Source organism: Gemmobacter nectariphilus DSM 15620, assembly GCF_000429765.1.
Lineage (GTDB): Bacteria > Pseudomonadota > Alphaproteobacteria > Rhodobacterales > Rhodobacteraceae > Wagnerdoeblera > Wagnerdoeblera nectariphila.
In genome coordinates this window covers 1-14,825 of sequence record NZ_AUCM01000018.1, presented here as the reverse complement: position 1 = coordinate 14,825, position 14,825 = coordinate 1, and the positions used below count along the sequence as shown (strand labels likewise).

Annotated in this window: 12 protein-coding genes; 10 read left to right on the top strand and 2 right to left on the bottom strand. The window is 63.5% G+C overall.

Going from position 1 to position 14,825, the window contains the following annotated elements; all coding sequences use genetic code 11:
• Positions 1-101: 101 nt before the first annotated feature.
• Positions 102-1,508 carry an RtcB family protein gene (locus G481_RS0115690; RefSeq protein ID WP_028030879.1) on the bottom strand — a complete coding sequence of 469 codons (1,407 nt, stop codon included), beginning with the start codon at positions 1,506-1,508 and terminating at the stop codon, positions 102-104.
• 526 nt (positions 1,509-2,034) lie between these two features.
• Between G481_RS0115690 and G481_RS0115680 the strand changes: the two genes are divergently transcribed.
• The 3 genes from G481_RS0115680 to gabT all read left to right on the top strand — a co-directional run bounded on the left by G481_RS0115680 (position 2,035) and on the right by gabT (position 5,915).
• Positions 2,035-3,606, top strand: a complete 1,572-nt coding sequence (locus G481_RS0115680; RefSeq protein ID WP_028030877.1) for an RNA repair transcriptional activator RtcR family protein — start codon at positions 2,035-2,037, stop codon at positions 3,604-3,606.
• A 346-nt stretch (positions 3,607-3,952) separates the two neighbouring features.
• Positions 3,953-4,540 (top strand): cupin domain-containing protein, encoded by a 588-nt coding sequence (locus G481_RS0115675; protein ID WP_028030876.1) that lies wholly within the window; start codon positions 3,953-3,955, stop codon positions 4,538-4,540.
• A gap of 85 nt (positions 4,541-4,625) precedes the next feature.
• Positions 4,626-5,915 carry a 4-aminobutyrate--2-oxoglutarate transaminase gene (gabT, locus tag G481_RS0115670; RefSeq protein WP_028030875.1) on the top strand — a complete coding sequence of 430 codons (1,290 nt, stop codon included), beginning with the start codon at positions 4,626-4,628 and terminating at the stop codon, positions 5,913-5,915.
• 134 nt (positions 5,916-6,049) lie between these two features.
• Here the strand turns inward: gabT and G481_RS0115665 are convergent, their stop codons facing one another.
• Positions 6,050-7,684, bottom strand: a complete 1,635-nt coding sequence (locus tag G481_RS0115665; RefSeq protein WP_028030874.1) for an amidohydrolase — start codon at positions 7,682-7,684, stop codon at positions 6,050-6,052.
• Between the two features lie 315 nt (positions 7,685-7,999).
• Here G481_RS0115665 and G481_RS0115660 point away from each other — a divergent pair, with 315 nt between their 5' ends.
• The 7 genes from G481_RS0115660 to G481_RS26505 all read left to right on the top strand — a co-directional run bounded on the left by G481_RS0115660 (position 8,000) and on the right by G481_RS26505 (position 14,504).
• Positions 8,000-9,094, top strand: coding sequence for an NADH:flavin oxidoreductase/NADH oxidase (locus G481_RS0115660; RefSeq protein ID WP_028030873.1), 1,095 nt, complete (start codon positions 8,000-8,002; stop codon positions 9,092-9,094).
• Positions 9,095-9,164: 70 nt separating this feature from the next.
• A complete protein-coding gene (locus tag G481_RS0115655; RefSeq protein ID WP_028030872.1) occupies positions 9,165-10,193 on the top strand; it encodes a TRAP transporter substrate-binding protein in 1,029 nt (342 codons plus the stop codon).
• Positions 10,194-10,242: 49 nt separating this feature from the next.
• Positions 10,243-10,764 (top strand): TRAP transporter small permease, encoded by a 522-nt coding sequence (locus tag G481_RS0115650; RefSeq protein ID WP_028030871.1) that lies wholly within the window; start codon positions 10,243-10,245, stop codon positions 10,762-10,764.
• On the top strand, positions 10,761-12,053 hold the full coding sequence (locus tag G481_RS0115645; protein ID WP_028030870.1) for a TRAP transporter large permease: 1,293 nt from the start codon (positions 10,761-10,763) through the stop codon (positions 12,051-12,053). Before G481_RS0115650 ends, G481_RS0115645 begins: the two co-directional genes overlap by 4 nt.
• 14 nt (positions 12,054-12,067) lie before the next feature.
• Entirely contained in the window at positions 12,068-12,772 is a 705-nt protein-coding gene (locus tag G481_RS0115640; protein WP_028030869.1) for a hypothetical protein, read from the top strand.
• A gap of 55 nt (positions 12,773-12,827) precedes the next feature.
• Positions 12,828-13,403 carry a cupin domain-containing protein gene (locus tag G481_RS0115635; protein WP_028030868.1) on the top strand — a complete coding sequence of 192 codons (576 nt, stop codon included), beginning with the start codon at positions 12,828-12,830 and terminating at the stop codon, positions 13,401-13,403.
• Positions 13,404-13,658: 255 nt separating this feature from the next.
• Positions 13,659-14,504: a hypothetical protein gene (locus tag G481_RS26505; protein ID WP_211235218.1), complete on the top strand. Its 846-nt coding sequence runs from the start codon at positions 13,659-13,661 to the stop codon at positions 14,502-14,504.
• The last annotated feature ends 321 nt before the right edge of the window (positions 14,505-14,825 follow it).

The following is a 14,825-nucleotide window of genomic DNA, read 5'->3' as shown; positions in this document are numbered from 1 at the left end:
CTAACGGCTGGTCAATGCCCGGGCCCATCAATAGCCTGTCTTGTCCTCGGCAATCCGTGGATGTCGTCCAAAATGCCCCGGCAGGTCTGGGATGAACCCGTCTACCCCCTCTTCCGCTTTGCTTTCCAATGCGGTGCGATATCGCCGGCCATGATGCAGCCGTAGGGGTCGATGCAGTCGACGACATCCGCCAGGCCATAGTCGCGGATCTGGTCCATCACCGCCCCGGCCCGCTTGTAGCTGGAGGGCAGCTCCGACGCATCGACCGCGCCGGCGTGGAAGCGGATGTCCAGCCCGGCCGTCTCGGCCGCCAGCATCTGCGCCGGGGTGACCGCGCCCATCCGGCGGCGGTGCTCCGAACGCGAATAGTTGCGCCCGGCGCCATGGGGCGAGAACCCCAGCGCATGGCCCGCATCGCGCCCGCGCACCATCAGAACCGGCTCGGCCATGTTCAGCGGGATCAGCGTCAGGCCGGTGGCATCTTCGGCATAGTCGTCCCAGGCCGGGGTTGCCCCCTTGCCATGGTAGTAAAGATCGCCGCGGCGAAAGACGAAGTTGTGCTCGTTCCAGAACCGCTCGCCCGGATCGGCGCGCAGACGTTCGACCACCGCCTGATGCAGGGCGGTGTGGTTAGCCTTGGTCCAGCGGCGGATCACCTGCAGGGCCTGCCAGTAATCACGGCCCTCGGCGGTATCGGCCGGGATCCAGGCATTCTGCGCCAGGGTATCGGGCGAAAGCGCCTTGCGGAACTGCTCGGCCACCTCCAGGCCGCCCTTGTAGAGCAGGCTCCCCGGCCCGCGAGAGCCATGATGCGTGACCATCGCCACCCGCCCCGTCGCACGCGAGCGGCCGATGAACAGGAAGTGGTTGCCATCGCCCTGCGTGCCCATATGAGCCTGCGCGGCGTGCATGATCCGGTTGCCCTTCAGGAACGGGTTGGCGCGGAACTGGTCCATCAGGTCGGGCGAGACGGTCAGGCGGTTACCCTCGTCGCGCCCGCCGGTGCCGAAGTGGGTGATCGCCTGCGCCGCATCCAGCGCGGCTTTGGGGTCGACATCGCCCAGATCCGTAATCATCACAGAACAGCAGATATCGGCAGAATGCATCCCCGGATGGATCGCGCCCCGCGCCGCGACCACGCCGCCCACAGGGATCGTCCCCAAGGGTCCGGCCGGACAGGCATCGGGCATCACGGCGCCGGCCTCGACCGTCGGGGTTCGCAGCACCTCGGTCATGGTGGCGATGACCTTGTCCACATTGTGCTGTTCGTCGGCATCCTCCGCGCGGATGCTGACATGCAGCGGGATCGCGCCCGGCGCATGCAAGGCCAGCGGCTCGGGTGGCGGGGGTGGCAGGTCGGCCTCCAGCAGCTGGCGGATACGGACAAGGCCCAGGCCCTGCCCGCGCGCCGCATTGGCACGGGCGAGCAGGTCGCGGAACTGCGGGCCGGGGCGGTGGCCCCAGTCGATCAGGTCGGCGCCGGTGACGGCGGAAGGTTCATGGGTCATATGCGTGGTCACTTGCAGAAAGGATCAATCGTCCCAGGGGTTGTGTGCAATGGATCGGGGGGTGCGTATCATGTCGCTGTCCAGCGGGGCACGCCTGCGGGCTTTGGCGCGGCTCTGCCACGAGGCCAGTTCCACCCCGATCCTTGGCGCGGGGCTGTGCATCGCCTTGCGCGGGGCGGGGTCGTCGACCGCTGCCGCGATCTGGTGCGGCAGGTTCGTCGCCCGGCACGCACCGTTCCTGAAGCCGCGTTCTTGTTCGGGAATCCGGGGCTCCTTGCAGCATGGATGACAATGATCCTGGACCAGAGGGGACCCGGCCAGCGTTGCCAAACGGATGTCCTTGCCATGGTCCAAGTCCTGATCGTCGTTCACCCTTTGGTTCTGCCTCAGGGCGACGGATCGGAGAAGGAAAACACGCGATCCGCTCAATACGTTGATATAAAGAGGAAATTCAGCAGACACCCATCAAGCGTGACAGAATGTGCTATCCTGTGATATCCGGATCTATCTCTTGGGATCGGCCTTCATGCGCAACGTGGTCATCGGCTTTCTGGGGGTCCAGCTTGACATGGGCAAGCGGCTGGGCTGGCGTCCCACGGTCCAGCTCTGCGCGCATCCCGGCTTTACCGTCGACCGGCTGGAGCTGATCCATGACCAGCGCCACCATCGTCTTGCCTGCGACGTCGCGCAGGCGATCGGCAAGGTCTCGCCGGGCACCGAGGTCCGGCTGGTCCGCATCGACATGGCCGATCCCTGGGACTTCCAGGAGGTCTACGGCAAGCTCTACGATTTTGCGTCCAGCTACGGGTTCGATGAGGACCGCGAGCGGTATCACCTCCACCTGACCACCGGCACCCATGTGGCGCAGATCTGCTGGTTCCTGCTGACCGAAAGCCGCCATGTGCCGGCCCGGCTGCTGCAGACCGCCCCCCCGCGCGAGGGCGGGGCGCCACATGGCACGCTGGATGTGATCGACCTGGATCTCGCGCGCTACAACGCCTTGCAGCGCCGGTTCGAGGCGGCGGCGCGCGACCATTCCTCGCTGCTGCTGGGCGGGGTGGACACCCGCAGTCCTGCAATGCTGGCGCTGGTCGAGCGGCTGGATCTGGTCGCCACCGCCTCGGACGCGCCGATCCTGCTGCTGGGCGAGCCGGGGACCGGCAAATCGGCGCTGGCGGCCCGTATTCACGAATTGAAACTGGTCCGCCGCCGGGTCAAGGGTCGGCTGGTGCATGTCAATTGCGCCACCCTGCGCGCGGGTCAGGCGCTGCCCGCGCTGTTCGGCCAGCGCCGCGCCGCCACCGGCATTGCCGGAACCGAGCGCCCCGGCTTTCTGCGCGAGGCGGATGGCGGGGTGCTGTTCCTGGACCGCATTGACGAGCTGGGCACGGACGCGCAGGCCGCGATCCTGCAGGTGATCGAGACCGGCCGCTATTGTCCTGTCGGCTCCGAGGCCGAGGTGACGGCGCGCTTTCACCTGATCGCCTCGGCCTCGGGTGATCTTGGGGCGCTGGTGCGCGAGGGTCGGTTGCGCGCCGATCTGCATGCCCGGCTGTCGCAATGGGTGTTCCACCTGCCACCCCTGCGCGAGCGGCGCGACGATATCGGCGCGCATCTTCTGGCGCTGATCGACGGATCGGAACGCCAGCTGGGCCGCAAGACCGGCTTCAACGCCGATGCGCTGGCGCGCTATCTGCGCTTTGCCCACGATCCTGCGACGCCATGGCCGGGCAACCTGCGCGACCTTGAGGCCTCGGCGCATCGCCTCGCGGTGCTGGCCGAGCGCGGCCGCATCACCCTGCCGATGGTCGAGGCCGAGATCGCCGCCCTGGCCGCGCAATGGACGGCGGCCGAATGCGATGACGACCGGGCGCTGCTGGCCTCGGTCCTGCCGGCACCCGATCGGCTGGACGAGTTCGACCGCGCACAGCTGGCCGCCGTGATCCGCGCCTGCCGGGAATGCCCGTCATTGGCCGCCGCCGGTCGCCGCCTGTTCGCCGTATCCCGCGCGGAAAAGACCAGCCAGAACGATTCAGACCGCCTGCGGAAATACCTCGCAAGGTTCGGCCTGGATTGGGCAGGGGTGGAGGCAGGCTAGGCGGGCGGACGCGGGCTGCGCAGGCCGCCGTTTGATGGCGGCATGACACGAAGATGGGGAACGGTCGAGCCGCGACGTGAGCAACCTTGTGTTTTCTAACGCGGTCAGCCTCTCTCTGAACGCCGGGTTGTGGTGACGCTGGGCACCCTTTAGACATCGATCTCCCCAGAAAAGGGAGCCTTGTTGCAAGCCGTTCAACAGCTGTTCTGCCTGTTCGGTGATGGTCTGGCTGCCGTCAAAGGGCGCCTCGCGCTGCGTTTGACGGTGCTTGTGGTGTCTGCGGGATTGACAAGCGCAGGCGGGCAGGCAAATCCCGGATCTCCTCGGCCCGGAAAGGCGGCGCAGCATGACCGATCCCGCATTCGACATTGGCGCACGGCTGCTGGCGATGCGCCGGGCCGCCGGTCTGTCCCAACGCCAACTGGCCAAGCGTGCCGGGGTTCCCCATGCGCAGATCTCGATTGTCGAGACCAACCGTTCCAGCCCATCAGTGGCAACATTGCGCAAAATACTGAGCGGATTGAACTTGACGTTGGCTGATTTCTTTGACCCCGAGCGAACTGCGCCCGAAGGGCCGTTCTTTGACGAAGGCGATCTGGTCGATCTGACCTCCAAGCTGTCGGTCGCCGGGGCTCAGGACGCGACGGGGGGGTTTTCCTTTCGTCAGATCGGCGACGCGCGAAAGCACAACCTGCAAATCCTGCACGAGGTGTATCAGCCCGGCGCCGATACCGGCGAAACCCGATTGGAGCATTTTTCCAACGAAGGCGGCTATGTGATCGAGGGTGCGCTGGAGGTTACGGTGGGCGATCAGGTGCGCGTGCTGACGGCCGGGCAATCCTATCTGTTTGACAGCCGCATCCCCCACCGCTTTCGCAACGTGCATCCAGGGCCGACGGTGGTGATATCGGCCTGCACGCCGCCTTATCTGTAGGTTGCTCAAAATTCCTAACAAAAAACTTGCTTGAATCCACGGCCACGGGCATCTTCTGCGCCTAGCTGACTCGTGGGAGCCCGTCATGTCATCGAACGCCGCACTCGAAATCCGCCGCAAATCCGCCGTTGCCCGCGGTGCGGCCGGGAAATCGGTCTATGTCGCCCGGGCAGAGAATGCTGAGCTGTGGGATGTCGAGGGCAAGCGCTATATCGACATGACCGTCGGTATCGGTGTGAACAACACCGGCCACCGTCACCCCAAGGTCATCGCGGCTGTCGAAGCGCAGCTGCGCGATTTCACCCATACCTGTTTTCACGTCGGCCCTTTTGAAGGTTATGTCCGCCTGTGCGAACGCCTGAACGCCATGGTCGATACCGGGGCGGAAAATCGCACCCTGCTGGTCACGACCGGCGCGGAAGCGGTCGAGAACGCCGTCAAGATCGCCCGCGCCGCGACGGGCCGCTATGGCGTGATCTCGTTCGGCGGCGGCTTTCATGGCCGCACTTCGATGGGCATGGCTCTCACCGGCAAGGTAGCCCCCTACAAGCGCGGATTTGGCCCCGGACCTGCCGGCATCTTTCATGCGCCATTTCCGAACGGGTATCACGGTGTTTCGGTAGACGAGGCGCTGCGGGGCCTCGACAACGTGCTGCACGCCGACATCGCCCCCGAAGAGGTCGCCGCCCTGCTGATCGAGCCGGTGCAGGGCGAAGGCGGTTTCAACGTGACTCCGCCGGAGTTCCTGCAGGCGTTGCGCAAGCTGGCGGATGACCATGGAATCGTGCTGATCCTCGACGAGGTTCAGGCCGGCATGGCACGCACCGGGCGGATGCTGGCGGTGGAACACAGCGGCATCAAGCCCGATCTGGTGACGATGGCCAAGGGGCTGGGCGGCGGATTTCCGATTGCTGCTGTTACGGGCCGCGCCGACATCATGGACGAACCGTCTGGCGGCGGACTGGGCGGCACCTATGCCGGCAACCCCCTGGCAGTGGCAGCCGCCAATGCGGTTCTGGACGTGATCGCTGACGAAGGGCTGATGGCCCGCGCCAGTGCCATCGGCGCCACCATCCGCGCACGGCTGGAAAAGATCGCCGCGACCAACGCGGGCGCCGGCATCGGAAATATCCGCGGCCTTGGCGCGATGATCGCGATGGAACTGGTATCGGACCGCGACAGCCATGCCCCCGACGCCGGTCTTGCCACCCGGATCGTGGCTGAGGCGGAGAAGCGCGGGCTGCTGCTGCTGACCTGCGGCACGCGCTACAACGTGGTCCGTATGCTGCCGCCGCTGACCATGCCCGATGCAATCCTGTCAGAGGCGCTGGACATTCTGGACCAGTCCGTCACCGCTGCGGTCGGCTCGGCCTGACAGGCTCGCCGAGCTGAGCGGACGATCAAGACAATCGTTAAAGACCGTGAACCAGAGTTCTTGATGCGGCATGGTGCGGTGGTCGACCGTTTCGGTCACCGCACCCGCCGGCCGCAATGAACCTTCCGCCGATCTCAAATCTCGTGCACCACCTTGCCACCGATGATTGTCATCGCGCAGTGCGTATCATCGCGGACCTCTTCCGGTGTTGCGGCGAAGAGGTCGCGCGAGAAGACCGCCACGTCCGCCAGCTTGCCAGGGCTGAGCGTTCCCTTCTCTGCTTCGGCAAACTGGGTGTAGGCGCCAAGAGCTGTGTAGGCGTGCAGTGCCTCGGCCATCGAAAGCCGCTGGTCGGCCCCCAGCTCGGTTCCCTTCCGGCTTTTGCGTGTGATCATTGTGTACAGGTTAGCAAAGGGATCGGTGCTGCAGACCGGCGCGTCTGAACTGGCCGCCGGGTGCAGGCCGGACTCCAGCCAGGTCTTCATGGGATAGGAGCCGGCGCTTCTGTCCATCCCGACGTTCTGGATGTAAAGATCGCCGAATTCGTAAAGGAAGGCCGGCTGCGGCACGGGGTCGATGCCTCGTGCTGCCATGCGCCGGATCTGGTCGGCCGAGACATAGCCGCAATGTTCGATCCGGTGCCGCCGTCCTGTGACCAGAGCATCGGGCGCATCGGCCGCCTCAATTCCCGTCAGAACCTGTTCGATCGCCCGGTCACCGATCGCGTGAATTGCCAGTTGATAGCCTTGGCGGTGGTAGCGGCCCAGCCAGTCGTGAACGACCGCATCGGGATAGGTGAGAACGCCGTAGTTGCCCGGATCGCCGGCGAGATACGGCGCCGACATCGCCGCTGTCAGGGATCCGGCGCTGCCATCGCAGAAGATCTTCATCGCACCGACCTCTGACAGGCCCATGCGGCGGCCTGCCCGATAGCCAGCCTTGAAAGCTTGCGGACCGATTCCCTCGTCTGGGTTACCGAAGATGCACAACCAGCTTCTCAGCTTGAGGCGGCCCTCCCTCTCGGCGATTTCGTAGGCCTCAAGTTCCTCCATGCCGGCAAGAAAGCCGACGGCGGCGTCCATCACACTGGTGAAGCCCTCTCGCACGAGGTGTTCATGCGCACGCTCGAGTGCCGCCGCAAGAAAAGTGGCGTCAGGTTTGGGCTTCACGTCCACGACAAGCCGCATGGCACGTTCTGCAAGCAATCCCGTCAGGCGAGCGTCTTTCTTCTCGATCACGCCGCCTGGCGGGTCTGCTGTCGAATGGTCGATCCCTGCCGCCGCCATGGCCCGGCTGTTCGCGATTGCCACATGACCACATGTTCGCTCGATGTAGACGGGGTGGTCCGGAGCGGCGCGGTCAAGCTCTTCTATGGTGGGGTGCCGCCCCTCTGTCAGTTCCGAATGATCGTATCCGCGTCCGGCCACCCATTGGCCAGGCGGTGTCGCTGCGGCGCTCTTGGCAACCTCGGAGAGTAGTGCATCAAGTGTCCGGAAGCCGCGCTCCGGACGAAGGTTCATCTCTACCATGCCGATCCCGACGTGCGGGACGTGCATGTGCGCTTCGTTCAGGCCTGCGGTCGCGAGGCGTCCGCCAAGGTCAATGACGCGCGTCGAGGGTCCCTTGAGGGCCGCGATGTCGTCCGTGCGTCCGACGGCCATGATGCGGTCGCCCGAGATCGCGAGTGCCTCTGCCATGCCTTCCTTCAGACCGCAGAAGATTGGTCCGCCGCAAAGTATCAGGTCGGGATGTCCATTCTCTGTCGTCATGGGTGCGCTTTCTCCTTTTTCCCGAGCCGGTCAGGCCGCCGGAAGCCGCAAGAATGTTCAGTTTATTGCGCGCAACAATTCGCGCGACTGAGGCGCTCGTCAAGGAAATATCCATGCATACGAGACGTGGTGAAGTCCATTCTTGGAAAGTTACGGTGGCGGCAGAAGAATTGTGTTTACAATTATGATCGACTTGTGCAGCCTGACCCCATGATGGCGCAGCGCTGTCATGACTACCAGCACCGACCTCGGATTTCTGCCGCCGCCTGGTTGCGACCGGCCTAGAGAGGTGCGCCATGTCAGAAGGAGTTTGAGTTGTCCAAGCTGTTCGAGTCCATCGACCTCAGGCAAGTGACCCTTCCGAACCGTATCGTCATTGCACCGATGTGTGAGTTTTCGGCACAGGATGGCTGCGCCAGCGACTGGCACATGATCCACATCGGTCACCTCATGTTGTCCGGTGCCGGGCTGATGATGATCGAGGCCACCGCTGTCGAGCCACAGGGACGAATCACGCGTGAGTGTCTGGGCCTCTATTCCGACGAAAGCGAAGCGGCACTGGGAAGGGTCATCGAGGTCGCGCGCAAGCATTCGGATATGCCGGTCGGGGTGCAGTTGAGCCACGCGGGACGCAAGGCTTCGACCCTCGCCCCTTGGGACGGCCCGGGCCATGTAGCGCCCGCTGATGGCGGCTGGCCTGTCATCGGCCCTTCCCCACTTCCTTTTGCCGAGGGCTGGCCTGTTCCCGAGGAGATGACCCGCGCAGACATGGACCGGGTTCTTGCCGCCTTCGAGGACGCGGCCCGGCGCTGCGTACGGCTGGGTGTCGATGTGATCGAACTGCACGGCGCGCATGGATATCTTGTCAGCAGCTTTCTGTCGCCAATCGCGAACCGCCGGACGGACCGCTATGGCGGCAGTCTGAACAACCGCATGACCTTTCCGCTCGAAGTTTTCGAGGTGCTGCGCGAGGCCTGGCCCAAGGATCGCCCGCTTGGTGTGCGACTGAATGGCACCGACTGGCGCGACGACGGCATCACGCCGGCGGAGGCTGTCGCTTTCGCCCAGGCGCTGGCCCGGCGATCCTGCGATTTCTTCGATGTGTCCAGCGGCGGAAATGGCCTGGGTGCAAAGATCCCATCGGGCCCCGGCTATCAGGTGCCTTTCGCGACGCAGGTAAAGGAGGCGACCGGAGTGCCGACAATGGCCGTCGGGCTGATACGGTCACCCTATCATGCCGAGGCCATCGTCGCCACCGGACAGGCAGACATGGTCGCCATTGGGCGCGGAATGCTGAACGATCCGCGCTGGCCCTGGCATGCAGCCGAGATACTGGGTCATCGCATCAGGGTCCCACCGCAATACGAGCGGGCCGCAACACAGGCCGACATCCCGAGTTGGGGACGATGAGCGCGCTTGTTCTCAAGGGCGCACCACCAGGCGGCACGGGCCGCTACCACTGAAAGGCGAAGGAGAAATGATGAAGATTTCACGTTTGATCGCTGCTGCCGTTCTAGCCACCGCAGCGGCAACTCAGGCTCATGCAGACACCGTTCTGCGGTTCTCGAGTTTCCTGCCCACGACACACGCGCTCTATCCCGCCGTCTGGCAGAAATGGCAATCCGACGTCGAGCGCGTCACCGAGGGCCGCGTAACCGTAGAGATCCTGCCAAAGGTCGTGGGCACTGTCGCCGGCCAGCTTGACGTGGTGCGCGATGGCCTGGCCGACGTGGCCTATATCATCCATGGCTATTCGCCGGGTCGTTTCACCATGACCTCGGTGGCGGAACTGCCGTTCCTGGGCAACTCTTCTCGCGCGAATGCAGTCGGGTACTGGCGCATCTATCATGAATATCTGGAGAAGTTCGACGAACACCGGGGCGTCGTTCCGCTGACCCTCTGGGCGCACGGGCCGGGGCAGCTCTGGTGGACCAAAGGCATCCTGAAGGATCTTGCCGATCTGAAGGGCGAAAAGATCCGCACACCCGGGGCGTCGACCATTCCTGTCGTCGAAGCCATGGGGGCCACCGTGGTTCAGAAGCCGGTGACCGAGATCTACGAACTGGTCAACGCCGGCATCGTGGATGGCACCCTGCTGAGCCAGGAGCCCGCCATCGCGTTCAACCTCTTCGACGGCTTGCGTAACCTCACTCTGATCGACGGCGGTCTCTACACTGCATCTCAGGCAATCGTTATCAACGAGGCCAAGTGGAACTCCATTTCCGAGGAAGATCGCAAGGCGATCATGTCGGTATCTGGCGAGTCCATGGCGCGCGAGATCGCGAGGGTGACCGACGAGGGCGACGCCAAGGCCCGCGAAATCATGCGTGAAAAGGGCTACGCCGTCGAAAAGGCCAGCCCCGAGGTCATGGCCCAACTGCATGAAGCCCTGGCGCCTGTCGAGAAGGCATGGGCTGCGGCGGCCAAGGCCAAGGGCATGGAGAACCCAGAGAAGGTTCTCTCCGAGCTGCGAGCGATCATTGCCGAGGTGGACGCAGAAGCCCAGTGATGCGGTGCCCGGACGTCTATGTCCGGGGCTACGCCCAAGAGGTGCAAGGATGAGACGAGCGCATGAGATCTACCAGGCCATCATCCTGAGGATGGCGACGGTACTGGGTGCGGCCGCACTTGCCCTGATGATGCTGGCGGGCGTCACCGATGCCCTGGGGCGCACGATGTTCAGCAGGCCCCTCTGGGGCGCGGCTGAACTGGTCGAGTTATCCATGGCATTGATGACGTTTCTCATCATACCAGCGGTGACGCGGGCCCGCAGCCACGTCTCGATTGATCTTCTAGACAACATCCTGCGCCCGGTCCGGCGGCTTCAGCATGTGCTGGCCGACCTGCTGGGCGGGGGAATCTTCGTGCTCATGGCCTGGCGAACGTGGATCCAGGGTGATCGGGCGGCCGACTATGGTGATCTCACACAAGTCTTTAGTCTCCCGGTCAGCCTGATCTACCACGTCGCAGCCGTCCTTCTCGGCATGACGGTGTTGTCCTTCGCGTTGAACCTGGTCGATGACCTGTCACCCGAAGGGCCGCGCGAACCCGAACACAATGACGAGGAGTATGTGCAGTGACCGTCGCGGCCATAGCCTTCCTGTGCCTGTTCCTGCTGATCTTCTTGCGTGTGCCGCTTGCGATTGCCTTGACCGTGGTTGGCTTTGCGGGCTTCTGGTACCTCGTCGGGCTTCAGCCGGCACTATCGCTTCTGGGCACGATGACTTTGCAGAGTACGATGAACTACTCGCTTTCGGTCATTCCGCTCTTCGTCCTGATGGGCAATGTGCTGACCAATGCCCGATTGTCCGAAGAACTCTATGCTGCGGCAAATGCCATGATCGGCCACTACCGTGGCGGGCTGGCAATGGCGACTGTGGTGGCGTGCGGCGGCTTTGGCGCCATTTGTGGCTCGTCGCTGGCCACGGCCGCGACCATGGCGAAGGTTTCCATGCCCTCGATGAGGGCCTATGGCTATCACGACAAGCTGGCAACAGGGGCCATCGCGGCCGGGGGTACGCTCGGGATCCTCATTCCGCCCAGCGTCATCCTGATCTTCTACGGTGTGATGACCGAAACCCATATCGGCAAGCTGTTTGCCGCCGGCATCCTGCCCGGCCTGCTGGGCATCGTGCTCTACTCTGTCGCCGTGTCGTATGTAGTGCGGCGCCACCCCGACTGGGGGCCTGCCGGCGCGCGCCTGAGCTGGCGCGGACGGATGCACGCCCTGCGCGGCGTCTGGAGCGTCGCGCTTCTTTTCGGCATTGTCATGGGGGGAATCTACGGAGGCATCTTCACGGCAACCGAAGCAGCTGCGGTCGGCGCCAGCGCCGCCTTCGTTATCGCCGGTTTGCGCGGAAGTCTGACATGGCCGGCCCTTAAGCGGATCATGACAGAGTCGCTCTACACTTCGGCCATGCTCTTTGCGATCCTGATCGGCGGCATGATCTTCACCGATTTCGTGAATTTCACTGGCGTCCATTCCGGGTTCTCGAACTGGATCTCCAGCCTTGACGTGGCGCCTCTTGCGATCGTTGCCATCATCGTGCTGCTCTATCTCGTGCTGGGCGCCGTGCTCGACAGCCTCTCGATGATCCTCCTGACAGTGCCGCTGTTCCACCCGGTGGTGATCTCGCTGGGCTACGATCCGGTCTGGTTCGGCATCCTGCTGGTGGTCACGGTCGAAATCGGCCTGCTCACCCCGCCGATCGGCAGCAATGTGTTCGTGCTGAAATCGGTTCTGCCCGACGTCGGGACAGGAACGATCTTTGCCGGGGTGGTGCCGTTCTTTCTCGTTGATGTGATCCGCGTATTCATCTTGCTGCTGATCCCTTCGATATCCCTGTTCCTTCCGAACCTCCTGTTCTGATCCTGGAGACACCGATGTCCACACCGATCTTCTACATCGTCGAGCTCGATTTCCCAGAAGGCCATGCCGAGGAGTCCTTCCCGGGCTTCTATTCCTGGTATGCCTCCGTGCATTCTCCGCACCTCTACGAAGGCGGCTTCACCGTCTGCACGTCCTACAAGAGGACAGAGGGCGCGATGCAGATGGTGGATATCTATCAAGCCAACGGCTGGGATATCTTCACCTCCGGGCCTTTCGCGCGCTATCTGGAGGTCGCGGCCCGCGATCCTTGGCGGCCCGACTACATCGGCAAGACGCCCAACACGCGCACGCCCTACCACCACGTCGCTTGGCGCGGGCAGGACATGGAAGAAATGGCGCGGCCGCTCGAAGCGGACTGGGTCGCCGTCTGGCGGTTTGATGCCGATGCGAACCTGATCGCCGAAGTCGCAAAATGGATGGCCGCATCCGGCGAGACGTTGTTCCGTGATGCCGGGGCTACCGACATCCGCCTGCTCGTGAAAACCAGGGAATCTCCGACGGGATCCTCCATACGACCCGGTGGGGCGATCTGCATCGGCTGCCCGCGCAAACCGGACAGCGGGCTTGGCCTGAGCGCGAAGTTTCCCGACTTGCTGAAGGCCGCGATCGGCGACACGCCAGGCTTCGTCGGATGGCGGACTTTCCCCTGGCCGGATGACGCTGCGCTTCGCGCGTCCCTTCCCGGGCTTGGCCAATGAGGTAGAATACCCTAGACAGGAGCATCTTGGGTCTACTCGCGAAAGGGTCGACGTATTGGATTTCGATGTGGGGCAGCGATTGAAAGAGCTACGGACTGCGGCTGGCCTGTCGCAACGCCAGCTCGCGGCGCGTGCAGGGGTGCCACACGCGCAGATTTCGATGATCGAGGCGAACCGCAGCAGCCCTTCTGTCGCATCGCTTCGAAAGATCCTCGGGGGCATTCCGCTGACCATGACCGAGTTCTTCGAGCCGGATCGCGGTGAAGCCACCAATTGGCACTTTCGGCCCGAAGAGCTGATTGACCTAACCTCGCGCCTTTACACCTCCGATGACGCCTGCTCGAGACGGCTAACCCTGCGCCAGGTCGGAAACGCTAGGGCACACAATCTCCAGATCCTCCACGAACATTACGAGCCGGGGGCCGACACCGGCCCCTCGATGCTGGAGCATGATGCCCACGAAGGGGGCATCGTGATCTCTGGGCAGCTTGAAGTCACCGTGGCTGGCGTGGTGCGGCTGTTGGGCCCGGGCGAGGCCTATCTGTTCGACAGCCGCCAGCCGCATCGTTTCCGCAATGTCGGCGACTGCAGGGTCGAAGTGTTTTCAGCCTGCACGCCGCCATATCTCTGACAGATCACCTGCTCTCTAGGTGTTTGATCCCACGGGTCGCTTACTGCAGTTCTGCCCTGACGCCACATCTGAAAGTTCGGCAGGGTGTCGAACTTCGCCCCATCCCTCTCCGGAAGTTGCGTCCAAACGAAGCCTTGCGGAAGTCGCCCTCAAATCCGTTGATAAAAAAATCGCACCGTTGAGCACTCTCCTGTTGTGCCCTCATTTGAATTGCCGTATGCATCACATTATCGAGGCAAAGCGAGGACCGAAGACATGGTTAGCGCAAACCCACAGTATGACCTCCGTGAAGGAGAGTGGAAGGTTCGCCTCGACGACACCCGGGAGATGCTGCGGGGATGGTCCTCGGCGACCATCAAACGGCTGGAGGCGCTGATCGACCTGTTGAACGGAACCTCCGCCGCCGAAAGGCAGGGGACTCCAATCCGTGACGAGGCCTTTCTGTCCGTGGCCGAAGCAATGGCCTTCTACGGCCGATACGGCGCGCTGGTTGGCATGCCGGCACCTGACCAAGCACGAAACCAAATCGCCGAAGGGATCGAAACACTCTCGCGCCTGATCGAACTTCTGCCTGACGCACGAACCACGCCGCCGGGTGAGATCCTGGCGCTTGCCTCGGCACGCCGGCAGCTCGAAAGCGGATCGGGCGTGGTTGCGCCCGCGGCGCTGGCCGATCTTGGTGGGGTTTCGCTCGGGCGGATGCAAAACCTGATGACCGGACAGGGCGCCCTGTTCCAGCCGGTTGATGGCGGCATATCGGTGCCGCAGGCGCTGGCTTGGCTCGAGGATCGTTCCGCGTGGTGGCCATCCATCTGGATGAACGAACCGGACGAAGCCCCGCAGGTCGAGATCGACGTGCCCGAGGCAGCCGACGGAACGATCTTCGCGCCCTGCCTGAAACGCCGTGCGGGGTACATGATCGGACCGAAAGGTTCGGAAGAGGTGATCCCCGACTACGACGATGCACTTGCCCGGATGCGACAAATGGACAAGGGCCGCTGGCGGCGGCCGAATGCAGCCAGTAACTGGGGCATCGTTTCGCAGGTGGGCACCAGGCGGATGACCCGTGCCGCTCTCGAGGCTTGGCGCATCAACGCCTAACCCCGTCCTGACCTGACCTTAAGCGACTGACCGCTCCCGGCGGACAGCTCCTTCATAGTAACCGCCCGATTGCTACCGCGGTCCATTTTCCTTGACGCGCGCGATGACGTCGGGATCGTTGACGAAGTCCTCGAGGAAGTTGCGCCAGTCCTCCGAGGATCGCCTTGCACTGGTCAGCATATCCCGCAGTTCTTCAATGCCATGGGCGGTGATAAACTTGGTGTTCTCTGAGCTACTCCCCAACTCTTGGACAGATTTCCGGCTGACTTAAGCTACTGCCTGCACCTGCTGATCGGTTTGTGTTGCGTTGAAGTAGACCAC